Origin of the sequence: Kiloniella antarctica (genome assembly GCF_042682825.1) — a bacterium.
Lineage (GTDB): Bacteria > Pseudomonadota > Alphaproteobacteria > Kiloniellales > Kiloniellaceae > Kiloniella > Kiloniella antarctica.
In genome coordinates, this window is the sequence record NZ_JBHUII010000010.1 from 41,440 (window position 1) to 67,205 (window position 25,766).

Here is a 25,766-nt window from a genome sequence, read left to right on the forward strand (position 1 = left end):
AAGGTTTAACTCACGGTAAATGGATGGGTGATAAATGCGGATCAACAGAAGTGTTGATATCTTTTGCCAATAAAGTCTAGAGAGATTTTTCTTTATAGAGTTTCTCATTACCCCCGAAGTGAGGAAGGGGGGGATCTGTATTTATCGTGGAATGCTTTTGAAAAATGCGCGGAGCTTGAAAAACCGGTGGAAAGTGCAACCTCAGTGATAGAAAGAGTGGTGTGCATTAAGAGGTTATGCGCTTTATCCAGCCTTAAATTACGATAAACGGACATTGTGCTCTGGTCTAATTTTTCGATAAAGAGCCGATTAAGTTGACGCGAACTGACACGCGCAAGAAGGGCGAGTTGGCTAAGATTCAATGGGTCCGCAATGTGATTTTCCATGGCTTCAACGGCCAAAATAATGGAAGGGTTGTGCGTATTGTAGCGTTCAACCATACCTGATCTTTGGGGGTCGCCTGAGGGTCTGACATCGGTGTGAATGAACCAGTCACTGACCTTGCGGGCAAATTCGGGCCCATGTATTTCGCTTTGTACGGCATACATCATGTCCATTGGGGCAATGCCCCCGGCGCAAGTTATCCGATCCCGATCCATGACATAAAGACTGCGTTCGATCAAAAGCGTAGGGGATATTTCGGATAGAGCTTCTGCGTGTTCCCAGTGTACGGTCATTCTCCGGCCTTCCATCAAGCCAGCCGCGGCCAGAATAACAGGGCCGCCGGATACGCCACCAAGCCTGACACCGTGGCGGGATAACTGACGAAGCCACTGGTAAACTTTTTCGTTCTTGTATGTGGTTGGGTCGCCCCCGGCCACGACGAGGACGAGATCAAAGTCTTGATCGTCAGAGATCTCGGCTGTGGCTTTTATGATCGCGCCGCTTGAGCTGACAGCCTGATATCCATCTGCAGCAAAGTGATCAACCTTATTGAGTTCTTGGTCAGCCAATAGATTTGCTGCTCTTAGGGGTTCTATGACCGAAGAGTAAGACATAAGCGAAAACCCATCAATCAGCAGTATGCCAATTCTAAAAGTAGATGGGGTAAATAATCCTTTGGCCATAATATATAAAATTTAGTCTGTTGTGTGAAATCTATTTCTTTATAACACTGCTGTTGTAGGGGCTGGCAACAAAATTGAGAACTCATAATGAAATACTCTGGCTTTAAGGTAATTAAAGAGGCCCTGACTGGGCACAAGGGATGGAAACCAGTCTGGCGCGATCCGAAACCAAAAAGTGAATACGATGTGATTATCGTTGGCGGCGGCGGGCATGGATTGGCTACGGCATATTATCTGGCGAAAGAATTTGGCATCACCAATGTTGCTGTTTTGGAAAAGGGTTGGATTGGGTCTGGAAATGTGGGGCGTAATACCACGATTGTGCGATCCAACTATCTGTTGCCGGGTAACGAGCCATTTTACGAATTTTCGATGAAATTATGGGAAAATCTGGAACAGGATTTCAACTACAATGCCATGGTTTCTCAACGAGGAATTTTGAACCTGTTCCACAATGATGCAGGTCGTGATGCCTATGCGCGTCGTGGTAATTCCATGATGCTTGCTGGTGCGGATGCGGTACTACTGGATCAAGATGGTGTCCGACAAATGTATCCCTGTCTGGATTTTGAGAATGCACGCTTTCCAATCAAAGGCGGGTTATTACAACCGCGCGGCGGAACGGTTCGTCATGATGCCGTTGCTTGGGGCTATGCCCGGGGGGCGGATAGTCGTGGTGTTGATATCATCCAAAATTGTGAAGTCACTGGTATGAATATCGAAAACGGTATTTGTACGGGGGTTGAAACCAGCCAGGGCACGATCAAAGCCAAAAAGGTTGCGGTCTGTGTTGCTGGATCATCCAGTCGGGTGATGTCCATGGCTGGTATGCGATTGCCGATCGAAAGTCATGTGTTACAGGCTTTTGTCTCTGAGGGACTAAAACCGATATTACCGGGCGTTGTCACTTTTGGTGCCGGGCATTTTTACGTCTCGCAATCGGATAAGGGCGGTCTCGTATTTGGTGGCGATATTGATGGCTACAACACCTACGCTCAACGTGGCAATTTACCTGTGGTCGAAGATGTTTGTGAAGGCGGAATGGCGCTGATGCCAATGATTGGCCGGGCGCGACTGCTGCGGATGTGGGGTGGTGTGATGGATATGTCTATGGATGGCTCGCCCTTTATTGATAAAACCCATATCAACGGTCTCTATTTTAATGGTGGATGGTGTTACGGCGGCTTTAAAGCAACACCTGCAAGTGGTTGGTGTTATGCCCACCTGTTGGCAAAGGATGAGCCTCATCCTGTCGCCACAGAATATCGTCTTGATCGCTTCCGTCGTGGGGCAATGATCGATGAAAAGGGCGTTGGCGCCCAACCGAACTTGCATTAAGGAAATTAGATTATGATCATTAATCATCCTCTTTTAGGTCCCCGCGATGCAGCTGAGTTCGTTTATCTAGGCGATGCATCTCTTATCAACCGCCCTGACTGGCAAGCTGATGATGCGGCTGAAAGTTTTTATGAATACTTATACCTTCGGGATAACCCTGCCGGGGAACATCGTGAACTCTGGTATCATGAGCAGGGCGATCGTTCCTGGCTCGTCGTGACCCGGAATACCTTGACCCATGATATTTCCAATGTTGAACTCGCCCGAGATGTGGCGCTTGCAGAGCGAGCAAAATAAATGAGCCAGATAAATCGAATTGATGGCGGGCTGATCGACCGTAGTAAAAAGCTAACCTTCACATTTAATGGTCAATCACTTGAAGGCTACGAAGGCGATACACTTGCCTCAGCTCTTCTTGCCAATGGTCATAAAATGGTAGGGCGGTCCTTTAAGTATCACCGCCCACGCGGTATTTTTTCCGCAGGATCTGAAGAACCCAATGCTTTGGTTCAACTTCGGACCGGGGCGCATCAAGAACCCAATACCCGGGCGACGGTAACCGAACTATTCCATGGACTGGAAGCTACCAGCCAAAACCACCGTGGATCGTTAAAGTACGATCTTATGGCCGTGAACGATCTCTTTTCTTCGTTCTTGTCAGCGGGTTTTTACTACAAGACATTTATGTGGCCAAAAGCCTTTTGGGAGAAATTTTACGAGCCCGTTATTCGCGCCGCAGCAGGACTTGGTCGTTTATCTGGTGAAGATGACCCTGATATCTATGATAAAGGCTTTTTGCACTGCGATGTACTGGTTGTAGGCGCAGGGGCTGCGGGATTATCTGCTGCTTTGTCTGCTGGTCGAGCAGGGGCACGTGTGATCCTTATGGACGAAGATTTCTGCATGGGTGGCCGCCTGAATGTTGAAACACTTTCCGTTGACGATCAAAACGGCAGCGAATGGGCTGCACAGGCCCTCGCTGAACTTGCAGCGATGGATAACGTTCGCCTAATGACGCGAACTACGGCATACGGGGCTTATGATCATGGTATCGTCGGTGCGCTAGAGCGTGTTACCGATCATCTGATTTCCAGTAATAATAAACCACGACAGATCCTTTGGCGGGTTTACACCAAACGCACAATTCTTTGCGCTGGGGCTACAGAACGCCCAATTGCCTTTGGTAACAATGATCGCCCCGGTGTTATGCTTGCTGGTGCCGTGCGCGCATATGTCAACCGCTGGGGGACACTTCCAGGTAAAAGAGTTGCGGTCTTTACCAATAATGATGATGGGTGGCGTACAGCGACAGATCTTGCATCAAAAGGTGTAGAGATTACGGCTGTCATTGACAGTCGCGAAGGCCAGCCACCCGCAGACGTTTCCAAGGGAGCTGCTGTTGTGATGGGCGGGCGTATAGTTGATACCAGTGGTCGTCATGGCATCCGCTCCATTACCTTGTCAAACGGTCAAAAAATTCCAGCTGACTGTCTTGCTGTATCCGGCGGTTGGAGCCCGAACGTTCAACTTACGTGTCATCAGCGCGGACGTCCGACCTGGCGCGAAGACATTGCGGCCTTTGTCCCTGGAGGAGAATTACCGCAAGGGATGAGTGTTGCTGGTGCTGCAAGTGGCAACCTTTCTCTGTCATCAGTGCTTTTGGACGGGCATGACGTCGGTAATTCTCTCGCGCGTGATCTGGGCTTTACACCATCAAAGGCCAAAGCATCTAGCTCTGAAGAAGAGACCACAGGAATTTCCGCTTTCTGGCACGTTAAAGAAAGCAAGGCACGGGCTTGGTTGGATCTCCAAAATGATGTCACCGTAAAAGACGTAAAACTCTCCCATCAGGAAGGGTTTCGTTCTGTCGAGCACCTCAAACGTTATACCACGCTCGGTATGGCGACGGATCAAGGCAAGACGGCAAATATCCCTGCTTTGGCTGTAATGGCTGAATGCACGGGTAAGTCTCTTCCCGAGACCGGGACTACTATATTCCGCCCGCCCTATACCCCTGTTGCCATTGGTGCTTTGGCGGGAAGGGCAAGGGGCAAAGACTTCAGACCTTCCCGGTTAAGCCCAAGCCATAAATGGGCCGAAGAACAAGGCGCTGTCTTTGTCGAAGCTGGTATGTGGTATCGCGCGCAATGGTTCCCAAGAACTGGCGAAACCCACTGGCGGCAATCGGTTGACCGCGAAGTGACACAAACCAGAGCCTCGGTTGGTGTGTGTGATGTCACGACACTTGGTAAGATTGACGTTCAAGGCCGTGATGCAGCTGAGTTCTTGAATAAAGTCTACGCCAACGCCTTCGCTAAACTACCCGTTGGTAAAGTTCGGTACGGCATCATGCTCCGTGAAGACGGTATCATGATGGATGACGGCACATCTGCGCGTTTTACTGAAAATCATTTTGTCATGACGACAACAACGGCCAATGCCGTCAGTGTTTTTCGGCATATGGAATTTTGTCGTCAGTGTCTCTGCCCTGAGATGGATGTCCATTTGATATCCAGCACGGAACAGTACGCCCAGTATGCTGTTGCGGGGCCAAATGCCCGTAAACTCCTGCAAAAAATTGTCGATAGCGATCACGACATTTCCAACGAAGCTTTCCCTTTTATGGCTTGTGGAGCAATCACTGTTTGTGGCGGGGTTCCTGCGCGGTTGTTTCGGATCTCCTTCTCGGGAGAATTGGCCTATGAAATTGCTGTACCGACCCGCTATGGAGACGCACTTGTACGCACCTTGATGGCAGCCGGGGAAGAATTTGATGTCACGCCTTATGGCACAGAAGCGCTTGGGGTGATGCGGATTGAAAAAGGTCATGCCGCCGGAAATGAATTAAACGGTCAAACCACGGCACAAGACCTTGGTATGGGGCGCATGGTTTCCAAGAAAAAAGATTCTATCGGCAATACTTTGTCAGAGCGTGAAGGCCTTAACCGCGCAGACGGTTTAAGTTTGGTTGGTTTTCGTCCGGTTAATCGAAACGAAGAACTTAAAGCTGGCTCTCACTTTATTGCCAAGGGAAATAAAGCTGATATGGCCCATGATGAAGGCTGGATGTCATCAGTTGCGTATTCTCCAAATCTTGGCCATTCCATTGGCCTTGGCTTTATAAAACGAGGAAGTGAACGGTTGGGAGAGGTTGTCGTTGCAACCGACCCTCTTCGAGGAGGCGAAATGGATGTTGAAATCGTCTCTGCTCACTTTATAGATCCAGAGGGAGAACGTCTCCGTGCCTAATTATATCCTTGCAGCAACATTACCATTAGATGGATTTCGTCATGACTTCAATGGCTTGTCAATTTTTGAAGTTACTGGACGGTCCATAGTGTCTATCGCGACACCTTTAGGCGGTGAACCAAATTTGAACAAAATATTAGCAAAAACATACAAAACTAACCTGCCTAAAGTTGGTCAGTCATTGATGTCTTCTCTGGATAACGCTGTTTTTATGGGAATGGCTCAGGATCAATTTCTTGTTTTGTTTGATCATTGTGATGATAAACCGTTGGAGGTTGTATCCAAGCATCTCAATGACAGTGCTTATTTAACTGACCAGTCTGATAGTTATGTGATGCTTAGAGTATCAGGTCTAAATAGCCGTTTAGTATTAGAACGTATTTGTCCGATTGATCTGGCGCCTACTGCGTTCCCTGAGGGGAGTGTAGCCCGGACAATAATGGAACATCTTGGAGCGGTGATTGTACATGAAAAGAAAGATACGTTTCTTCTCATGTCAGCACGGTCCTCTGCAAAGTCTTTTCTTGAAGCGGTGGAAACTTCTGCTGTAAATGTTTGTTAAGGAAGTTGGCTTTTCTCTGAGTAAATCTGCGAAAATATGAGATAAAAAGAGCTTGTTCAATGATGCCAGAACAAGCTCTTTTTGTATTTAAGGTGGCTCAAAATTTACCTATTAGATATTTAGGCCGCTGTTGGACCTTTTTCTTTTCTTTCAAAGCTGATGACAGGTTCCATTTTGGCCAATATATCATCTGCTAAATGACATTTAACCTGATGACCATCTGATAAATCCCTAAAAGGTGGAACTTCTTTGGAACATAGCCCTCCGGGGACCTCTGATACATGTGGGCAGCGGGTATGAAATGGACAACCTGATGGCGGGTTCATCGCGGAGGGAATGTCCCCGTCCAACACAATATGTTTCTTGTCCACAGATGTATCCGCAATCGGGATGGCCGATAGTAAAGCTTCTGTATAGGGGTGGTAAGGCGGTGCAAAAATCTGATCTGTTGTACCTTGTTCGACAATATGTCCCAGATACATAACGATCACGCGATCTGCAATATAACGTACGACTGATAAGTCATGAGAAATAAACAACATTGTTGTTTTATATTCGCGCTGAATATCCATCAGTAGTTCAGTAACTGCTGCTTGAACTGAAACATCCAAAGCAGAGACCGGTTCATCCGCAACAACAATTTTAGGATGTCCGGCAAAACAACGTGCAACACCTATACGTTGTTTCTGCCCCCCGGAAAGCTGTCGTGGCATGCGTGAAGCAAAAGCTCTGGGAAGTTTAACCAAATCAAGAAGTTCAAGCATGCGCGCTTCACGTTCTTTTTGGTTTGCGCCAATGTTGAATTTTTCAAGAGTACGTACAATTTGAGAACCAACAGAGTGACTTGGATTAAGTGTATCAAAGGGATTTTGAAATACCATTTGAAGGGAAGCAATGGTTTCAGGCGTACGGTTATCGACCTCTACAGATTCAATATTTACACCATCAAGGGATACTGTACCGTCTGTTGCCGTTTCTAACCCAAGTAACACTTTTGCCAATGTTGATTTTCCACAGCCGGACTCTCCGACAATTGCCGTGGTTTCAGATTCACGTGCTGTAAATGATAACGTTTCATTTGCTTTGACTGTGCGTGTATCTGATCCGCCAAATATTGCATTTGCAGCAACGTGATAGTGTTTTTTCAGGTTGTTAACTTGTAGAACAATACGTCCAGGTTCGACGGCTTTATGTTGCTTTATGTTTTTGGGAAGAGCACTCCAGTCGATGTCTTGGAACCGTAAGCAACGACTTGTATGGCCAGCCTGCTTTGGAACCGGGGTCATTTTTATGTGCCCTGCGTTACAAATTTCCTCATTAAAGTGTTGGCAACGTGGTCCGAAATTACATCCCCTTGGGCGTTGATTGGGAAGAGGAAGTTGCCCGGGAATGGCTACCAATGGGTGGGTGTTTTTATCTGCACCGGGTAAGGGAATAGATCTAAACAATCCTTGCGTATAAGGATGCTGCATCCGATCAAAAACATCGTCGACTGTTCCACTTTCAACAGCTTCACCAGAATACATGATCGTAATTCTGTCACAGGTTTCAAGGATAAGACCAAGGTTATGAGAGATGAAAAGAATAGAGGTGCCAAAACGTTTACCGAGATCTTTTACAAGATCAACAATCCCAGCTTCAACGGTTACATCAAGGGCGGTTGTCGGCTCATCAAGTAATAGGAGTTTTGGCTTTGACAATAAAGCCATGGCGATAACAATACGTTGTTGTTGCCCACCAGAAAGTTGGTGAGGGTAGGAACGCATCATCCGTTCAGGGTCGGGAAGTTTAACAGCTTCGAGCATCTCCAGAGACCGTGCATAAGCGGCATCCTTTGATACTTTTTCATGGATGATGGGAACTTCCATGAGTTGCTGTCCGACCTTCATTGCCGGGTTCAGGCTTGCCATAGGTTCTTGGTAAACCATAGAGATTTTGGAGCCACGGATATCTTGAAGTTCTGCCGCAGACATCTCGCCCATATCGCGGCCCATAAACTTAATCGTACCCTCGGTAATCTTTCCTATGTTTGAAAGATCCCGCATGATACCAAGTGCAACTGTGGACTTGCCGCAACCAGACTCACCAACAAGCCCCATGGCTTCTCCGGGCATTACCTTGCAGGAAAAATCCATAACAGCTGGTATTTCACCTGCACGGACAAAGAAGGAAATGGATAGGTTTTCTATTTCCAAAATAGGTGTTTCGTTTGTTATTTCTTCATGTGTTGTTTCTTCGGGCATCATATTTCCTCCCTTAGTCCTTCATGGACTCTTCACGAAGTGAGTCAGCCAATAAATTTAAACCCAGAACAAATGACATAAGGGCTGCGGCTGGGAATATTGCCGGGTGTACGTAAAGACGTAACAGCCTGGACCCTTCTTTAATTGCCGTTCCCCAATCAGGACTCTCGGGGGCCATACCAAGGCCAAAATAGCCAAGAGTTCCAAGGAGAATTGTCGTGTAGCCAATCCGTAAACAAGCGTCGACGATCAATGGTCCGCGAGCATTGGGGAGGATTTCCCAAAGCATAATGTACCAAGGTGTTTCTCCACGAGTTTGGGCCGCAGCAATATAATCCCGGGTTTTGATGTCCATAACCAGCCCGCGGACAATACGAAAAACTGCTGGGCTGGTGGCAAAAACAACCGCGACAAAAATATTAAGCTCATTCGGATCTATGGAAATTATTCCCAAAGGATCGGCATCAAAAACAAGACCGGCATAAATCCAGCCACCCAAAGAGAGTGTAATAGCGAGCTGCAGCCACAACTTGTCCGGGCGTTTTTTATATCTGGTATAAAACAGTGTGACGAAAAAAACGATCGGGAAGATAAAGAACAAACCCGCCATCGCATATGGTATCGGTGTTTCTGTAATCCCGGGTGTAACCAAAAGATAGAACAGTAAGATCACGGGGAAGGCCAGTACTAAATTTGCCAAAAAGGAAAGAACGGTATCTGTTTTTCCACCGTAATATCCGGCTGGTAATCCAAGGGATATTCCCACCATCAAGGCAAAACTAGTGGCTGCAGGGGCAATAATCAAAACGATCTGGCTGCCGTAAACCATGCGGCTAAAGACATCTCTCGCCAGCTTATCACCGCCAAAGAGAAAGGCCTGTCCTGTTTCTGGTTCAATAGCACCAGGCAGTTTATTTTTCATAACCACAATTTGAGCAAGGGGGTCAAAGGGAGCAATAAAGTCTGCAAAAATAGCCGTGAAGATCCAAAAGGCAACAATTGAAAGACCAACGATCCCGACACGATTGTCAAAGAGGCGCCCATAGAGGCCCAGATTATGTTGGAAGGCGTAGCTGAGAGCGAGCAAAACTACCAAGGCTAACCATGTGGGCCAAAATTGAAATAGCGTCGCGGTGATTACTTCGAAAGTAGATAAATATTCCATGATCACCCTCTCTTATTTTACACGAATACGTGGGTTGAGATAGGCATAGCCCACATCAGATATGAGCTGGGTGACCAACACGACCACGACAGAAACGAGAGAACAGGCCAACAATAAATCGATATCATTATTGCCAGCTGCTTGAACAAGGGTAAAGCCAAAGCCTTGGTATCGGAACATGATCTCGACAATAACCACACCGGTTAGCAACCAGGGGAATTGTAGCATAATAACGGTAAAGGGTGCGATTAGCGCATTGCGAAGCGCATGTTTAATGATGACAGCGTAAAACCCCATCCCCTTTAAACGTGCGGTACGTATATACTGTGCGGTCATGACTTCGACCATAGACGCGCGGGTCATACGTGCAACATAGCCCATTCCGTAAATGGCCATGGTCATAACAGGGAGAGCAAAATTGTAAAAAGTAATGCCTTTTGAGGTTGCTGTGGCTGCAGAGCCATTTAACCATCCCAGCCAAGAGGCAAAGATAACAGTAAAAAATATGCCTGATACATATTCGGGGGTTGCTGTGGACGTGATCGAAACGATAGATAACACACGATCCATTTTCGAACCTTCACGCATACCTGCGAGGATACCGATTAACAAGGCCGATGGTATCATCACCATCATGACCCAAAACATAAGCCAACCTGTCGATTGAAGGGCAGGTATAAGCTTGTCGGCTACTTTTTTCTTGAACTTAGTCGAACACCCAAGATCACCCTGAATTACGCCAGAAAAAGTAGACACTGTAGGGTCATCACAGTACTTAAAACGTGAGACTGGTTCGCCTGTTTTCTTGTCAATATTAGGATGTTTTTGCCAAACTCCTAACCAAGATCCATAGCGTTCTAAAAATGGATCACGATATCCATTTACGACAAGCCAGGATTCTATCTCTACATCTGTCGCTCTCATATTGGTTTGCGAAATAGAGAGTTTGCGGAGGTTTGGATCTAAATTAACAAGTGAAAAAACAACTATTGTCAGGCAAAGCATTGTCAAAGCCATGACACCTGCACGTCGTAAGATAAAAGTAAACATGATAGCCCCGTCGATCGTTCAAATTACGATTACATAGTTGGAATTAAAAGAGGGACCTCGAGCGTCGAGGCCCCTCTGTCATGTCCAAAAGGCGATCAGGCTTCGTCGAGCCATACTTTTTCGAAGTGGAATTCGAAAAGCGGGTGCATACCGTGGTCTCGAACATTATGTGTAGAGTGGTTAAACAGGTATCTCCAATAAGGCTGAATAATGTGTCCAGAATCTTGAAGAATCTGCTCAAGATCTTTCATTACTTCCCGACGTTTATCAGCGTCAGCAATTGCGAGAGCTTCTTCCATTTTTTTATCAAATTCCGGGTTACTATGCGCTGACTCGTTCCAAGCTTCACCTGAACGGTAAGCCAAAGCCATAATTTGTACGCCTAGTGGACGCATGTTCCAGTTTGTGATGGAGAAGGGGTATTTTGTCCAATCGTTCCAAAAGGTTGAACCAGGAAGGACTGTACGTTTAACATTAAATCCGGCTTCTCGAAGTTGAGCTGCCACTGCATCGGCGGTGTTTTTCCGATAATCATCGTCAATAGACATAAGCTCGTGCTCAAAATCCATCTGCCCAGCTTCGGTCATAAGCTTCTTGGCGCCTTCTAGATTCCGTTCTTGTTTTGGAAGCTCATAATATTCGGGATGGAGAGGCGCGACATGATGATTTTCAGCAACTGTACCTGCGCCACCATACCCGAGTTGGAGTACGGTTGAATTATCAACAGCCATTTGAAGAGCACGACGAACACGCTGGTCATCATAAGGTTTATGGGTTGCGTTCGTACGTAGTACGACCGTGGCAGACGTGACAACTTCTGATCTGGTTAGACCTAGGCTGTCCATGATTTCAATAAAATCAGCGGTGGTTTGATAATTTGTGTGAATTTCACCAGATTCAAAGGCAGAAACCTCTGCTGAAGGGTCTGTGCCATAGTCGATGAACTCAACACCATCGAGATAGACATCACCATCCCACCATTTACCATTTACGCGACGTTTTACAGAAGCCGAAGTACCAACTTCGTATGTTTCTAACTCGAATGGCCCTGTACCAATTGGATGAGCAGGAAGGTCGCTTCCCATTTCCTCGTAATCACGATGAACGATGAGGGCCGGATAATCAGACATACCCGGGATGATGGTGATGTCGGATTTTGGAAGATTTAAGCGAACGGTGTGGTTATCAATTTTTTCGACGGCGCCGTCTTTGACTTTTCCGGTTGTATCATCAATCAAGGTCGCCATGCGGCCCGCCATGGAATTACCTTCAATGGATTTGTCACACCAACGCGTAATGTTGAATACAACATCATCAGCATTGAATTCATCGCCATTGTTCCAAGTCACGCCTTTACGAATTTTTAAAGTATAGACCGTGGCGTCATCATTAATTTCCCAACCTTCAAGGAGCCGTCCTTCAAAGGTGAAATCTCTGTTGTATCGAACGAGTGGCTCAAGAAATTGGCGTGCTAGATTACCCATTTCGGACCAGTCAAAAGTACGAGGATCTTTAAGTTCCCGCACACTGGTTGAAACTTTAAGAACTCCACCTTTTTTAGGTTCTGCGGCGACAGCTTGTGACGGAGCAATCATGCCAAGCATTCCGTAAGCTGTTGCTGCGGTTGCGCCGAACGCGCTAGCAATAGCTAGAAATTCTCGACGATCCATGTTTCCAGATTTCGTTTCTTCAGCCATTTTAACGGTGTGAGACGGCATAGGTGAGCCGTTGCGTTTGAAAAATTTCATTTATAGTGCCTCCCGGTTGTGTATTCTTTTATTTTTCGTATTTTTGTCTTGTTTAAGTGTTTATTGTATCGATTTTTTTGTCAAACAATTGATATGACATATCTGAGATAAATCATTTTGTTTTATGACTAAATGTTAGTTTAGTGGGTAAATATTTTATTATTGTAACTTAACGCCCAAGTTGTGTGTAAGTATGTACAGCAAATTTTATTTAATCACCTAGCAGCAATATTAATTTTATAGTTTTTGAGTATTGCCTGCAGAGTGTTATTTTCTCCCTCTATTTTTCATAGAGCTATGAAGTGTCGCGTTCGTGACTTCAAGCGACATTTTGTTGTCAATGAGCGACGGTGTCGCTTAGTCGTTATTAGAACATTTAATAATGGTTTTGTATGCCTATAAAGCATTATTAAATGTTATATTTATATGAAATTTATACACTAGATTTGCTGTTTTAGCCGAAGAAAAGTGATCGGATCAGCAGAATATTATTTTAGTTCAGCCAAGAATTTTTGAATTTGTTCTTCAGCACGGTCGGGGCCAACTTTTGCCAATCTGATTAGCCGATCAAAGTGTTGTGTGAGTGCTTTTATGTGATCGACTGAATTGACAAGCAAATACATATTTCCCAGATAAACGGCGGCTCGTAAGGGGCCAAAAAGAGTGTAGGGGGCAGAGTAGGCCGTCTGTTGATCAAAGAAGAATAGCCGGAAAGTGGGATAGAATTCGCCCGTTAACTTTAGCATATGTTCAAGTTGTTTCTTACGAATCTCTTTTGGAAGTTCTTTCCACACACCTTCTCCTTTAGCGAAGAGTTCCAAGGTTTGTAATGGCATGCAAACTTCAATATCGGTGTCCGGTTTTAGAGTTTTTACGAGTAATTTTTTCGCCTGTTGATCTTGTGCCTTACGGATAAATAGGTGGTTGTATTTAAATTCAAATTCGCTGACTTCATTGATTCTCATTATATCAGGAAGAGTATTGGGCACATATCTGATTTTATATCCGATTGCATCACGATGCCATTCTTCAATCTTACGTGTGGCTTCTTCTTCGTTCATGCGCATGATTTCTATGGAGGGTACGATATCATCGCTGTTACCATCGTTGGCAATCAACCCCATGAGCCAATCGAGCGACACCCCACAAGCTCTTGATATAGCACAAAGCGTTTCTGCACGGGGAAGGCGGGTTGAATCCGGCGCCAAAAACTGACTCAAAGCAGAGCGATCAATACCGATTGATTTTGAAAATTGACTTAGATTGTTGCCGCTTTGAGCAATCAAGAGAGCCATACGTTCCCGAAAAATATAAGCGACATCTCGTTTATCGGAGCTATCAAGTGGTGAGTGTTGCGTATTCACATCATTATCCATTTAAAGTTACAATATGAACGATTGGTATCTAATTATCATTATTATGATTGAATTGTATGATTGTTGATAGTGTTTTTCAAGTGCATCGTAATTAAATAAACAATGGAGGTTCCAAAGTGTGGTTGCGCGATAATACAGAATGGCGAACATTGGCGTTAATATTTGCCTGCTATTCTTCCTTAGGTTTAATGATTGTAAATCCTTTTGGGATGCCATTATTTATTCAAATTATTACTTTAATTCCTTTAATCACACTACATTCATCGCTTCAGCATGAATGTATCCACGGGCACCCCTTTGCATCACAACGTATCAATGATGCTATTATTTTAATCCCTATGGGCGTTTTAGTACCTTATTACCGATTTAAAGCGTCGCACATCAAGCACCACCAAAATGCGAGTATTAGTGATCCTTACGAAGACCCTGAAAGCGGATATCAGGACCTGGAAATATGGCAAAAGCGACCACGTTGGCTCCAGTTGATTTTCGAATTCAACAACTCTCTTTTTGGCCGGATGTTAATTGGACCCGCACTTAGTGTGTTTGGATTTACACTTTCTGAACTGAGAAAGGGGGAACCCAAAATTACATTCACCTGGATTGCGCATCTTGTGATGAGTGTGTTTGTCCTTTTGGGAGTTTATAACTTAAGCGCAATGCCCGTTTGGGCCTACCTGATTTGCTGTTACTTTGCCTATTCTTTGTTGATGGTACGTACCTTTCTTGAACACCAAGCACATGAAACCATGCGTTCAAGAACCGTGATCGTAGAGGATAAGGGGTTTTTTAGCTTTCTCTTTCTTAACAACAACCTACACGTTGTTCATCATGCCTATCCGACCGTAGCATGGTATAAATTACCGACCATTTTCAAAAACAATCGCAAGCGATTTTTAGAAATGAACAAGGGTTATGTGTTTAAAAACTACGCAGAGATATTCAAACGCTTTGCCTTTACGCAAAAAGAGCCTGTTGCCTATCCTTTTATTTCGAAAAAGAGCTCCACAAACGACTTTAAAGAAAAGAATTTGGCTAGGGATATCTGATTATGGGCGAAAGTATTGTATCTCTGCCAATGTACGATTGGCCGGAATTACAGATTTATAACGATAAATTTTACCAAGAACTCCGTAAGAGTTTCTTAAGTCAGGGGTTTAATGCTCCTGCCACATTGAACCGAACACACAATAATATGGATGTTTGGTTGGATGATAATTTGTTGTTATCGCAAACTTGCGGCCTTCCTTTTCGCACTCAGCTCAAGGACAAGGTCTCATTGGTGGGCACGCCTGCTTATGGATTAAACTGTGGGGCAGGATCTTATTATAGTGTGATTGTTGTTCATCAAGACGCATCTGCAGTCGATCTTGACGACCTTAAGAATAAAACCTTCGTCTATAATGAAAAAGGTTCACAGTCTGGATATGCAGCCCTTTTATATACGTTGGGAACGCTTAAAGATGCACCACAATATTTCACATCCTCTGTGCAAAGTGGCAGCCATAGGCAGTCAATTAGGAATGTCGCAGAAGGGCGCGCTGATTTTGCTGCTATTGATGCATTAAGTTGGGAACTGGCACTACGTCACGAACCCTCAGCACAAAAGCTCCGTATTATTGCGAACAGTGAACCAACCCCGACACTTCCATTTATAAGCGCATCCCGCTCCAGAAAAGAACTGGATAAGCTTCATATGGCTGTGGTTGATGCCATGGTAGCTCTGGATGAAGATACGCGAGAAGCCTTGCTTTTTATCGGGTTCGCCCCAATGCAACTAAGTGATTATCACGTTATTGAAGATCGTTTGAAAGCGGTCGAGAAAATCTTTGGTTCGCAATACTAAAATAACATAAGGGTCCAAAAAAAACGAGGCTCGTAAATTACGGTGGGAGAAGCTTTAAATGATGCAAAGATCAGGACGAAAACGAAACAAGAGACCTCAGACGTCAACATCATTAAAGCAGTTGCCGTGGTCGCAGGTTAAAAGCCCCTACAAACCTTTTGAAATCCTTCACGAAGGCCAAATTGATGCCATTTGTGATACCGCTTATCGCATTTTGGAAGAAGTCGGGATGGATATTCTGCATGCAGAAGCCAAGGAAATTTTTCGCAAGGCTGGGGCACAAGTTGAAAGTGGGGGAGACCGGGTTCGTTTAGACCGTGGTTTGATAAAGGATGCGATGGCACAAGCGCCTTCATCTTTTACTCTTCATTCTCGTAATCCGGTTCATAACCTTGATTTGTCTCTTGGCAATATCTCTTTTGGTTCTGTCGCGTCTGCCCCAAATGTAAGTGATATTGAAAAAGGTCGCCGTCCGGGTAATCAGGACGATTATCGTAACCTTTTGAAGCTATGCCAGTCTTTGAACACGGTTCATTTTATTGCTGGCTATCCGGTCGAGCCTGTGGATATTCCACCACGAACACGGCATCTCGAATGCGTAGCTGATATGGCCATCTTAACAGACAAGGTTTATCACGCTTATTCCTTGGGTAAAGAGCGCATTACCGATGCTCTCGAAATCACCCGCATTGCGCACGGTTGTCAAAATTGGAATGAATTCAAACAAAAGGTCCGACTTTTCACTATTATCAATACCTCTTCTCCACTTCGTCTTGATGGTGTGATGATTGAAGGTGCTATGGAAATGGCGCGCCATAATCAGCTTTGCATTATCACACCCTTTACACTCTCAGGGGCGATGGCCCCGATTACGGTTGCGGGGGCTTTGGCGCAACAACACGCTGAAGCACTGGCGGGCATGACACTATTACAGCTAGTGGCACCGGGCTGTCCAGTTGCCTATGGCGGCTTTACTTCAAATGTGGATATGAAGACAGGATCACCTGCATTCGGGACACCGGAAAATGCGCAAGCAGCAATGATTGGTGGGCAATTAGCCAGACGGGTTGGAGTGCCCTATCGATCATCCAACGCCAATGCTTCTAACTGTGTAGACGCACAGGCGACCTATGAAAGTCAGATGTCAATTTGGTCTGCTGTAATGGGCCAAGCCAATATGGTCATGCATGGTGCAGGTTGGCTGGAAGGCGGTTTGTGTGCTTCTTTTGAGAAACTTATCATTGATGCTGAAATGTTACAGATGATGACGAAATTTTTACAGCCTCCCGAAGTCACTGAAGCAAGTTTGGGGCTGGATGCGGTTAAAGATGTTGGACCGGGTGGTCATTTCTTTGGCACGGCTCATACTTTGGAACGCTACGAAACAGCCTTTTATTCTCCGATTTTGTCAGACTGGAGCAATTTTGAAAATTGGGAAGAAAATGGATCTAAAACGACAACTGAACGGGCACACTTGATCTACAAAAATATACTTAATGAATACGAACAACCTGTGTTTGATATCGCGCTGAAAGACGAAATAAATGATTTTGTTGCTCGCAGAACTGCAGAAGGCGGCGTTTCCGGAGATTTTTAAGGAAGCAGGAGCTTGGATGCCAATTCGCAATACAAATCAACCTAAGTATTGAAAAATAAAAACTCCATTTATCTATGGGTGAACAGGGACGATTAAAAGAATGAGTAAATCTTACGATGCAATTATTATTGGTGCTGGTGTAATCGGTGCCTGTACTGCTTTTGAAATGGCAAAAAAAGGATGGAAAACTCTATCCATTGATAAATTACCTGAATCTGGCTACGGGTCCACATCTGGATCCTGTGCGATCATTCGGACTTATTATTCTGCGCTTGAAACTTGTGCGTTGGCTTATGAAGGTTGGCATTACTGGAAAGACTGGAACGGTTATATGGGCGTTCAGGACGACCACGGTATGATCGAATACAAAGAAACCGGGTGTCTTGTGATCAAAACACCGCACAATCATTCTTTGACAAAAGTTTGTTCTACCATGGATGAAATTGGTTGTCCTTACGAAGATATCATCACTTCAGATATTAAAAAGTATCTTCCGATTATCGATACGCAACAGTTTGAACCAGCGAAGCGTCCGGAAGATCCTGAATTTGGCCTGCCGACTGGGCCTGCTGTCGAAGGGGCGGTTTTCTTCCCCCATGGCGGTTATGTAAACGATCCAAAGCTTTCAGCCCATAACGCACAACGTGCCGCAGAGGCTCATGGCGCCGAATTTATCTTCAATACAGAAGTTAACAAAATCCTGCAAAAGGATGGACGTGTAAGCGGTGTGAAGTTGTCTGATGGAACTGAAGTGTTGTCACCTGTTGTCATTAATATCGCCGGACCTCATTCTTCCAAAATTAATGAGATGGCGGGTGTTGATGGTGAAATGAAAATGAGCACCCGGGCACTGCGTCACGAAGTTGCTCATGTACCATCACCTACCGGTTTTGATTTTGAAAAAGAAGGCATGATTTATTCAGATAGTGATATCCATACTTATTGTCGTCCAGAAACCGGGAACAATATTCTTATTGGTTCGGAAGATCCCGCCTGCGATGAAAAGGAATGGGTTGATGATCCTGATAACTATGATGAGAATTTTTCGGAACAATGGAAAGTTTTGGTCATGCGTATGGCGCAGCGGTTTCCTGAATTAGGTATTCCTTCAAAAACCAGAGGTGTTGTTGCTCTCTATGATGTGACCGAAGACTGGATGCCGATTTATGATAAAAGTAACCTGCCCGGGTTCTATATGGCGGTTGGCACCAGTGGTAATCAGTATAAAAATGCGCCCGTTGCAGGTAAAATGATGACCGCAATTGTTGAGGCCTGTGAAAGTGGTCATGACCATGATGCCAAGCCTCTGCAATTTCATCTTAAAAATATCGATAAGACCATTTCCCTCGGCGTGTTCTCTCGTAACCGGGAGATTAATCAGAATTCCAGTTTCTCTGTAATCGGATAAGTCATATGAAATCACATACTCGTGTAGCCGTTATTGGTGGTGGCGTAGTTGGTTGTTCCGTTCTCTATCATCTGACCAAACTGGGTTGGAATGATGTGATGTTGATCGAACGCTCAGAGCTCACCTCTGGGTCAACCTGGCATGCGGCAGGCGGCTTTCATACTCTGAACGCTGATACCAATATGGCGGCATTACAGGGTTATACCATTCGCCTCTACAAGGAACTCGAAGAAATCACAGGTATGTCCTGCGGTCTCCACCACGTCGGCGGAGTGACATTAGCGTCTACACCAGAGCGCATGGATTTTCTCAAGGCAGAACGGGCCAAACACCGTTACATGGGCCTTGATACTGAAATCGTTAGCCCGGAAGAGATCAAAAAGCTCTCTCCAATTACAAATATTGATGGTGTTCTGGGCGCACTTTACGATCCACTTGACGGCCATCTTGATCCATCAGGAACCACACACGCCTATGCTAAAGCCGCAAAAATGGCCGGGGCCGAGATTGTGTTGCGCAATCCGGTTCTTGAACTCAACCCTCAAGCCGATGGTTCATGGGAGATCGTAACCAAAGAAGGCACGGTTATCGCCGAGCATGTGGTTAATGCAGGTGGTCTCTGGGCACGTGAAGTCGGGGAAATGGCGGGTGTTTACATGCCGCTTCACCCAATGGAACATCAGTATCTGGTAACAGAAGACGCCCCCGAAGTTTATGAACTCGATCGCGAGCTACCACATGTGATGGACCCAGAGGGGGAAAGTTATTTACGTCAGGAAGGTCGAGGACTTTGTATTGGTTTTTACGAACAAGCTTGCGATGCCTGGGCGGAACGCGGAACACCAATGGATTTTGGCCATGAACTCCTGAACAATAACTTAGACAGGATCGGAGACTCTCTCGAGTTTGCCTTCAAACGTTTTCCGGTATTGGAAAACGTTGGGGTTAAGACCGTTATCAACGGGCCTTTTACCTTTGCGCCTGATGGTAATCCTTTAGTTGGCCCTGTACCGGGTCTTCGTAACTACTGGTCAGCATGTGGTGTTATGGCTGGTTTCTCCCAAGGGGGCGGCGTTGGACTTACTCTGGCTGAGTGGATGATCGAGGGCGAGCCTTCTCGTGATGTCTTTGCTATGGATGTTGCGCGGTTTGGCGACTGGATAACCCCTGGCTATACCCGTGCTAAAGTCCGTGAAAATTATCAGCGACGTTTTTCTGTCTCCTATCCAAACGAAGAGCTGCCTATTGCGCGCCCGCATCAAACCACGCCTGCCTACGGGATCTGGAAAGAACAGCGCGCCGTCTTTGGGGCTGGCTATGGTATAGAGGCGGTAAACTACTTTGCTCCAGAAGGGGAGCCACTGCACGAAACACCAAGTTTTCGCCGCAGCAATGCCTTTGACGCCGTTGGCGCGGAATGTCGTGCCGTGCGCGAAGCTGTGGGTATTAACGAAGTTCACAACTTCGGAAAATACCTTGTAACGGGTTCCGGGGCACGGGCTTGGCTTGATATTATCATGGCGGGCCGCATTCCAAAACCCGGGCGCCTCGCGCTGAATCCTATGTTGAGCTATAAGGGCAAACTCATAGGTGATTTTACCGTATCCTGTCTCTCTGACCAAGAGTTTATGGTTACAGCTTCTTTTGGCATGCAGGCAGCACACTTGCGATGGTTTGAAACAAACTTACCGTCTGATGGATCTGTAAGTATTGAGAACATTTCGACCAAACGCATTGGCTTCCAGATTGCCGGACCGAAAGCGCGAGAATTGCTTAGCCGTGTCGCTTTTGAAGACGTGTCAGCTGAGAATTTTAAATTTCTGGATATCAAAGAAACCGACATCGGAACTTGTCGTGCTTTGGTCCAAAGAGTTTCTTATACCGGAGACCTTGGGTATGAAATTTATGTCCGCTCTGAAGAGCAAGCAGCGCTTTATGGTATTCTGGCGGAAGCTGGAAAAGATCTTGGGCTTAAGCCATTTGGCATGCGGGCAATGATGTCTTTACGTTTGGAAAAATCCTTTGGTTCCTGGGGCAGGGAGTTTCGTCCGGACTATATGCCTGTGGAAACCGGGATGGATCGGTTTACTTCTTACAACAAAGCCGCAGACTTTATTGGTAAAGCAGCTGCCCTCAAAGAAAAGCAAGAGGGTGCAGCACGTAAACTCTGCACTTTTGTTGTTGATGCGATTGATGCCGATGTTTGGGGGGATGAGCCCATTTGGCACGACGGAAAAGTAGTTGGTTTTGTGACGTCGGGCGGTTACGCCCACTTCAGTCAAAAATCAGTGGCCAATGGCTTTCTGCCAACAGAAATCGCCAAGGAGGGTGTTGAAGTTGAAATCGAGGTCCTTGGCGTCATGTTAAAAGCTCGAATGTTCACGCAAACACTGTTTGATCCAAAGGCAGAAAGAATGCTTGGGTAAACCTGTTACATATCGTTTTAAAACATAAAGAGGTCAGAATTTTAGGATAAATCACTGACCTCTTTTTTTATACACGGACGTTGAGATAATTCATTCTTCGTAAATGTAATCGCCTTCAAACTTTTTTAAACCATCATCAATCTGATACCAGTCCGGTTTTGACGCTGTGTGGATATGAACCGTTGGACGTATTCCTGGGTCATCGTCCAAAGCAGAGGCGGCAATGACATAAATATCACCTGAGGACAAATCACCCAGAGAAGTTCCGCAATCTTTACAAAAGCAGCGGTCGAACTTTCCTTCTGGTTCGTACCGAAATTTTGCGATTGTGTCTTGTCCCTCTGTAACTCGGAGATCATCAGCTTTCCCGATCAGTACCGCAGAAAAAACGCCTGCTGCCTTGCGGCATCTTGAACAGTGGCAATAGCTCAATGAAGACGGCTCTCCCGTGATTTCGAACTTCACCTTGCCGCACAGGCAGCTTCCTTTGATCATAACAATTCCATTCCAATGATTTTAATATCGAAAAAGAACATACCATGAACATAATTTGATTTAAAGAGAAAAACCTCCGTCGTAAACATCGCTGTTTAAGAGGTTAAGAGTTAGTCTTTCCCCATAAGACGCTTATCCAATGGATAGTTTGAAAGCTGTTCATATCCGGTTTCCGTAATCAGGATTTGATCTTCAAGTTTGACACCTTCATGGCCTCCGTGAAGGCCGATATAACTTTCGACACAGACAACCATGCCAGCTTCAAGTTCACCTTCATAACCAACAGTTTCCCAATCTGAAGGATACCGCACGGCAGGATATTCATCACAAAGACCGACGCCATGAAACAGAACGGAATATCTGTTTGGCAGGTATTCATCGGGGAGACTTTTGCCTTGATGGGAGAGTTCTTTAAAACTGACGCCGGGAGCTAACATTTCCCGGTTATGATCAATTTGCTCGAGAGCCATTTGATAGAGTGCGCGTTGTTCGCTACTTGGTGCCCCATCACCGGCGAGCCAAGTTCTCGATATGTCACAACAAAAGCCATAAGAGCCAATAAGATCAGTGTCAAAGGAGACAAGATCACCAGCTTCGATGATCCGCGCCGAAGATTCCTGAAACCAGGGGTTGGTCCGTGGGCCAGAAGCCAATAACCGGGTTTCGATCCACTCGCCACCCCGGCGAATATTTTCGGCGTGCAGGATAGACCAAAGGTCATTTTCGCTCATACCGGGCTTGAGAGCTTTTTCCATCTCACCCATAGCGGCCTCGCAGGCGACAACAGCCCGACGCATGCAGAGGATTTCGTCCGGAGATTTAATTTTCCGGGCCTCTTCCATGACATCTTCACCGTAAATCACCTCTATGCCTTCACGGTTGAGGTGAGGAATACCATGTGAGTCGACCTGATCAAACGCGAGACGTTTATTCCCTCCGCCGTGTTGATGGACCAAATCGGCTGTTATTCTGGCCCATTTGGCGGCCTGTTCTTCTACACGATTACCAGCTTCAAAATAGAACCAGGCAATCCCGGCATGAACTTCATCTACGACTTCAGAGTGGTCCGAAAGGTGCTCACAGTTATGAAAATCATAAAGAATAACGGGACCATCTGTTGCGACAAAACAAGCCCGAACAGGGTTGTGTAGGGTTCAAAGCTGCATATTACTGGCATCGGTCGCATAGCGCACATTCAGGGGATCATAAAGATATATCCCTGCCAGATCACGTGCGCGAAGTTGTTTTCGGATACGCTCTAACCTGTAGCGACGCATTGTACCAAGATCAGGCTCGGGTATTTTAGCGGATTTCCATTCTCCTTCTGCTAAAGCACCGTAACCTATAACATGCTGGTTAAAGTTTGCGGCTTTGGAGCGTGCCCAGGCTTCCAGTTCTGCGTGACTGGCATCGGGTCCTGGATGTTCTGGAATCACAAAAGGGGTTATTTTTCGGTGATGACGGCCAAACAATTGACCTGTATTTGAAGAGGGATTTATGTCCATGACGTACTCCAGACAAAAGCAGTTGATGATCTATTCCATGCTTTGTTTGTTTTACCATGCGCGAGAGTACGAATATCAACAATCATACAATTCAATTATGATTATTATATTGTGACACAAAATATTCTATTGTTTGAACTTTTATGTTTTTGATGTGAACTCACATCAAAAACATGGGTAATGATAAATAATGCTCTTACCGTATTTGAGATATAAGCTCATTTAATTCCCTAAGCAGAAATGAATCAATCAAAAGGCCATTCTTTTTAGCATTTTCTATATTGTGGTGCCGATTTTTCCCCGGTATACGGGTGCCGCTCTGACTTTCTATCGAATGACACAAATGTTCAATGCTTTCTGTAAAGCCCGGATTGAATTTAAGAGGGTCTATAGCGATGATCGATTGCCCTGTTCTCGAAGGGCCACCTTGATCACCAAAATAGGGGCTGGCCTGTGAACTGAGTTGAGCGCCTGACAGAGCAGCACTTAACACTTCGACGATTAAGGCGACCCCAAACCCTTTGTGTCCTCCGTTTGGCGTCATACTACCTAAAAGTCCCTCGGTAGGATCGGTTGTTGGCATTCCATCTTGATCAAGCGCCCAACCTTCTGGAATAAGTTCTCCTCTGTCACGACGGAGAATGAGTTCCGTCATGGCAACAGCGCTTGTACTTTGGTCGATCACTATCATGGGGCCTTCTTTGCCCGGGATAGCCATCGCAATTGGGTTCGTACCTAAAACCGGAGTTTTCCCACCAGGAGGCGCCATGATGGCAGGGCAGTTGGCAAACCCGAGACCAATCAGACTTTCCTGAGCCAATGGAAGAACAAAGTGGGAAAGAGCGAGGCAATTGGTAGAGTTTTTGACGGTCATTGCGGCAATGCCAAGCTTTTTTGTTGCTTCTACTAAATAAGGTAAGCCAAGATCAATTGCTGGGTGAGCCAATCCATCGGCGGCATCTACTGTGATAGCTCCAGGCGCTGTGATCTCGACAGTTGCTTGGGCTTGGCCATCAATTTTTCCATATTTCAATTGCTCGCAGAGAAGTGGAATATAAAGTAATCCACAGATATTATTACCTTCGCTTTCAGCTTTAACTACAGCACGCGCGACTGATCGCGCCGCATCTTCTGAAGCACCCGAGGCAACCAAGGCTGCTTGTGAGAGTGTTTCAAGTTTAGATATTGAAGAAGTAACGACAGACATCGCGTTCCGATCCCGGGGCGTTTGATGATTTATGGCAAAGAAAGACACCATACTGTGCTATAATATGCGTTGGTTTGTCTCTTAAATTTATTAATGAATTTAATTCGGTTCGGTTTCTTTAAAGGTGTTGAACACCACTCTTTTTAAGTGCCTTTTACGGGTGGACAAAATGATCAATCTTGCAAAAGCAATGCTAGATCCCACGGCCTTGTTTGATACACCTGCTCAACTGCTCGCTAATGATGAATTGAGCCGTAGTCAAAAGATCGAGCTTCTGCAAGGTTGGGAGTATGATGCTCGTGAATTGGAAGTGGCCGAGGAAGAGGCTGGTATGACCGTTCGTCGTCCGGAAATGTTTGATCTGGTGGTCAAAGCGCTTAATGATCTTGGCGCGACGAGAGATACGGGACACACGCCGCCAACCAAATAACTATTACCTTGTTTTGGGAATTGATTTAGATATTTGAAAATTTATGTCTATGAACATTCACACGCTGTAAGTACGTCTCATATTATCAACGGCATGGACTTTGAGGTTGGGCTGAATATCCACAATATTCCGTATGTTCTCAATCGACATAAAGGAAAACCCGGTTGAGAGAGCATCTGCTGTTGTGGCGTCAGACGCGATTACGCTCATGGATTGATAGCGATATTCATCCTGATGAGTAAGTGGGTTTAACAGGTGAGGGGTGCCGTCAGTAATAGTCGTTCCCAGATATGAGGAGGTGGCAATTGCCTGACCATCGTTTAGAGAGACAGATTTCTGTTGTGTTTGGAGGGGGTCCTTATTCGAACTCGTATCTGCGATAGCGACTTTCCAATTGCGACCATCAGGGTGGTGACCGAGTGCTTTAATTTCCCCGATGTTTATCAGGCTATCTGTAAGGCCATGATTGGAAAGAAGTTGAGTGATCTTATCGGTAATATAGCCTTGTGCAATCCCGTTGAGGGTTATGGCCATCCCGCCTTTTTTAAAGGATATTTTTTCGCTGCTGACCTTTAAGTTCTTATAACCCAAAAGTCCTCTAATGGATTGTTCCAACTTAAGTAATTGCACTTTAGAATAACCTGAACCAGCACTGTGTAATTCCCACAGCGGCTGTACAGTTACATCAAAATTACCATTGGTCAGTTCTGAGACTTGTTTGGATTTTTGTAGGAGTTCAACGAACTCAGGTGAAGGGTTATTTAAGATGCCTTCTCTGTTTAACTGGCTAACTTCGGATGCTGTATCATAAAGGCTAAAAATCCGTTCCAGTCTTTTGAGTTCGGAAACAACATCATTTCCAATTAGCTCAACGTCTAATCCTGCTGGCAGTAGAATTTCAGCCTGTCCACCGAGCGCAACTCCTCGCCACCGATAGAGCGGGTTACTCGCAGAAGCTTGATAGCCGCCTGTTGCGCTTAATAACGCCGCTGTCGTTGTGATCTGTAGGAAACGTCGTCTGTTGAAGGACTGGGACATCTATCTGCACCTAAAC

At 45.6% G+C, this 25,766-nt stretch carries 21 protein-coding genes; 10 read left to right on the top strand and 11 right to left on the bottom strand.

Translation table 11 applies throughout. The features are described from left to right. Positions 1-107: 107 nt before the first annotated feature. Entirely contained in the window at positions 108-1,067 is a 960-nt protein-coding gene (locus ACFSKO_RS15450; RefSeq protein WP_380253240.1) for a GlxA family transcriptional regulator, read from the bottom strand. Positions 1,068-1,151: 84 nt separating this feature from the next. Here ACFSKO_RS15450 and ACFSKO_RS15455 point away from each other — a divergent pair, with 84 nt between their 5' ends. From ACFSKO_RS15455 to ACFSKO_RS15470, 4 genes are read left to right on the top strand one after another with little or no spacing between them, the layout of a single operon-like run. Continuing rightward, complete coding sequence (locus ACFSKO_RS15455) at positions 1,152-2,405, top strand: sarcosine oxidase subunit beta family protein (protein WP_417457967.1); 1,254 nt, start codon at positions 1,152-1,154, stop codon at positions 2,403-2,405. 12 nt (positions 2,406-2,417) lie between these two features. Beyond that, positions 2,418-2,702, top strand: coding sequence for a sarcosine oxidase subunit delta (locus ACFSKO_RS15460; RefSeq protein WP_380253244.1), 285 nt, complete (start codon positions 2,418-2,420; stop codon positions 2,700-2,702). Continuing rightward, positions 2,703-5,654 carry a sarcosine oxidase subunit alpha family protein gene (locus ACFSKO_RS15465; RefSeq protein ID WP_380253246.1) on the top strand — a complete coding sequence of 984 codons (2,952 nt, stop codon included), beginning with the start codon at positions 2,703-2,705 and terminating at the stop codon, positions 5,652-5,654. Next, positions 5,647-6,216: a sarcosine oxidase subunit gamma gene (locus tag ACFSKO_RS15470; protein ID WP_380253248.1), complete on the top strand. Its 570-nt coding sequence runs from the start codon at positions 5,647-5,649 to the stop codon at positions 6,214-6,216. Before ACFSKO_RS15465 ends, ACFSKO_RS15470 begins: the two co-directional genes overlap by 8 nt. 119 nt (positions 6,217-6,335) lie before the next feature. Here ACFSKO_RS15470 and ACFSKO_RS15475 read toward each other — a convergent pair whose 3' ends face one another. The 5 genes from ACFSKO_RS15475 to ACFSKO_RS15495 form a co-directional block, all read right to left on the bottom strand. Continuing rightward, positions 6,336-8,462, bottom strand: a complete 2,127-nt coding sequence (locus ACFSKO_RS15475; RefSeq protein ID WP_380253250.1) for an ABC transporter ATP-binding protein — start codon at positions 8,460-8,462, stop codon at positions 6,336-6,338. Between the two features lie 10 nt (positions 8,463-8,472). Continuing rightward, complete coding sequence (locus tag ACFSKO_RS15480) at positions 8,473-9,624, bottom strand: ABC transporter permease (protein ID WP_380253252.1); 1,152 nt, start codon at positions 9,622-9,624, stop codon at positions 8,473-8,475. Between the two features lie 12 nt (positions 9,625-9,636). Beyond that, complete coding sequence (locus tag ACFSKO_RS15485; RefSeq protein WP_380253254.1) at positions 9,637-10,674, bottom strand: ABC transporter permease; 1,038 nt, start codon at positions 10,672-10,674, stop codon at positions 9,637-9,639. Positions 10,675-10,769: 95 nt separating this feature from the next. Further along, entirely contained in the window at positions 10,770-12,422 is a 1,653-nt protein-coding gene (locus tag ACFSKO_RS15490) for an ABC transporter substrate-binding protein (protein WP_380253256.1), read from the bottom strand. A gap of 488 nt (positions 12,423-12,910) precedes the next feature. Next, positions 12,911-13,786, bottom strand: coding sequence for a helix-turn-helix domain-containing protein (locus tag ACFSKO_RS15495; protein WP_380253258.1), 876 nt, complete (start codon positions 13,784-13,786; stop codon positions 12,911-12,913). A 128-nt stretch (positions 13,787-13,914) separates the two neighbouring features. Between ACFSKO_RS15495 and ACFSKO_RS15500 the strand changes: the two genes are divergently transcribed. From ACFSKO_RS15500 to ACFSKO_RS15520, 5 genes are all read left to right on the top strand, one after another. After that, the gene (locus ACFSKO_RS15500; protein WP_380253260.1) at positions 13,915-14,847 is read left to right on the top strand and encodes a fatty acid desaturase; all 933 of its coding nucleotides are present in this window, start codon (positions 13,915-13,917) and stop codon (positions 14,845-14,847) included. Positions 14,848-14,849: 2 nt separating this feature from the next. Further along, positions 14,850-15,644 (top strand): phosphate/phosphite/phosphonate ABC transporter substrate-binding protein, encoded by a 795-nt coding sequence (locus tag ACFSKO_RS15505; protein WP_380253262.1) that lies wholly within the window; start codon positions 14,850-14,852, stop codon positions 15,642-15,644. Between the two features lie 58 nt (positions 15,645-15,702). Continuing rightward, the gene (locus ACFSKO_RS15510) at positions 15,703-17,241 is read left to right on the top strand and encodes a trimethylamine methyltransferase family protein (RefSeq protein ID WP_380253264.1); all 1,539 of its coding nucleotides are present in this window, start codon (positions 15,703-15,705) and stop codon (positions 17,239-17,241) included. A 100-nt stretch (positions 17,242-17,341) separates the two neighbouring features. Further along, positions 17,342-18,649 (top strand): NAD(P)/FAD-dependent oxidoreductase, encoded by a 1,308-nt coding sequence (locus tag ACFSKO_RS15515; protein WP_380253266.1) that lies wholly within the window; start codon positions 17,342-17,344, stop codon positions 18,647-18,649. 5 nt (positions 18,650-18,654) lie between these two features. Next, on the top strand, positions 18,655-21,075 hold the full coding sequence (locus tag ACFSKO_RS15520) for a GcvT family protein (protein WP_380253268.1): 2,421 nt from the start codon (positions 18,655-18,657) through the stop codon (positions 21,073-21,075). Positions 21,076-21,165: 90 nt separating this feature from the next. Here ACFSKO_RS15520 and ACFSKO_RS15525 read toward each other — a convergent pair whose 3' ends face one another. The 4 genes from ACFSKO_RS15525 to ACFSKO_RS15540 all read right to left on the bottom strand — a co-directional run bounded on the left by ACFSKO_RS15525 (position 21,166) and on the right by ACFSKO_RS15540 (position 24,282). Next, entirely contained in the window at positions 21,166-21,570 is a 405-nt protein-coding gene (locus ACFSKO_RS15525; RefSeq protein ID WP_380253270.1) for a GFA family protein, read from the bottom strand. Positions 21,571-21,680: 110 nt separating this feature from the next. Further along, a complete protein-coding gene (locus tag ACFSKO_RS15530) occupies positions 21,681-22,526 on the bottom strand; it encodes a M24 family metallopeptidase (protein ID WP_380253272.1) in 846 nt (281 codons plus the stop codon). Between the two features lie 198 nt (positions 22,527-22,724). After that, complete coding sequence (locus tag ACFSKO_RS15535) at positions 22,725-23,075, bottom strand: hypothetical protein (RefSeq protein ID WP_380253274.1); 351 nt, start codon at positions 23,073-23,075, stop codon at positions 22,725-22,727. A gap of 196 nt (positions 23,076-23,271) precedes the next feature. Continuing rightward, positions 23,272-24,282, bottom strand: a complete 1,011-nt coding sequence (locus ACFSKO_RS15540; RefSeq protein ID WP_380253276.1) for an Ldh family oxidoreductase — start codon at positions 24,280-24,282, stop codon at positions 23,272-23,274. A 169-nt stretch (positions 24,283-24,451) separates the two neighbouring features. Here ACFSKO_RS15540 and ACFSKO_RS15545 point away from each other — a divergent pair, with 169 nt between their 5' ends. Beyond that, positions 24,452-24,712, top strand: coding sequence for a hypothetical protein (locus tag ACFSKO_RS15545; RefSeq protein ID WP_380253278.1), 261 nt, complete (start codon positions 24,452-24,454; stop codon positions 24,710-24,712). Between the two features lie 57 nt (positions 24,713-24,769). Here ACFSKO_RS15545 and ACFSKO_RS15550 read toward each other — a convergent pair whose 3' ends face one another. Continuing rightward, on the bottom strand, positions 24,770-25,750 hold the full coding sequence (locus tag ACFSKO_RS15550) for an FAD:protein FMN transferase (protein ID WP_380253280.1): 981 nt from the start codon (positions 25,748-25,750) through the stop codon (positions 24,770-24,772). Positions 25,751-25,766 lie beyond the last annotated feature (16 nt).

Coding starts and splice junctions, on each gene's coding strand:
- ACFSKO_RS15485 (WP_380253254.1), bottom strand. CDS start 10,674: ATGTTTACTTTTATCTTACGACGTGCAGGTGTCATGGCTTTGACAATG.
- ACFSKO_RS15515 (WP_380253266.1), top strand. CDS start 17,342: ATGAGTAAATCTTACGATGCAATTATTATTGGTGCTGGTGTAATCGGT.
- ACFSKO_RS15535 (WP_380253274.1), bottom strand. CDS start 23,075: ATGGACATAAATCCCTCTTCAAATACAGGTCAATTGTTTGGCCGTCAT.
- ACFSKO_RS15545 (WP_380253278.1), top strand. CDS start 24,452: ATGATCAATCTTGCAAAAGCAATGCTAGATCCCACGGCCTTGTTTGAT.
- ACFSKO_RS15540 (WP_380253276.1), bottom strand. CDS start 24,282: ATGTCTGTCGTTACTTCTTCAATATCTAAACTTGAAACACTCTCACAA.
- ACFSKO_RS15550 (WP_380253280.1), bottom strand. CDS start 25,750: ATGTCCCAGTCCTTCAACAGACGACGTTTCCTACAGATCACAACGACA.
- ACFSKO_RS15450 (WP_380253240.1), bottom strand. CDS start 1,067: ATGGCCAAAGGATTATTTACCCCATCTACTTTTAGAATTGGCATACTG.
- ACFSKO_RS15520 (WP_380253268.1), top strand. CDS start 18,655: ATGAAATCACATACTCGTGTAGCCGTTATTGGTGGTGGCGTAGTTGGT.
- ACFSKO_RS15465 (WP_380253246.1), top strand. CDS start 2,703: ATGAGCCAGATAAATCGAATTGATGGCGGGCTGATCGACCGTAGTAAA.
- ACFSKO_RS15480 (WP_380253252.1), bottom strand. CDS start 9,624: ATGGAATATTTATCTACTTTCGAAGTAATCACCGCGACGCTATTTCAA.
- ACFSKO_RS15510 (WP_380253264.1), top strand. CDS start 15,703: ATGATGCAAAGATCAGGACGAAAACGAAACAAGAGACCTCAGACGTCA.
- ACFSKO_RS15475 (WP_380253250.1), bottom strand. CDS start 8,462: ATGATGCCCGAAGAAACAACACATGAAGAAATAACAAACGAAACACCT.
- ACFSKO_RS15525 (WP_380253270.1), bottom strand. CDS start 21,570: ATGATCAAAGGAAGCTGCCTGTGCGGCAAGGTGAAGTTCGAAATCACG.
- ACFSKO_RS15460 (WP_380253244.1), top strand. CDS start 2,418: ATGATCATTAATCATCCTCTTTTAGGTCCCCGCGATGCAGCTGAGTTC.
- ACFSKO_RS15505 (WP_380253262.1), top strand. CDS start 14,850: ATGGGCGAAAGTATTGTATCTCTGCCAATGTACGATTGGCCGGAATTA.
- ACFSKO_RS15490 (WP_380253256.1), bottom strand. CDS start 12,422: ATGAAATTTTTCAAACGCAACGGCTCACCTATGCCGTCTCACACCGTT.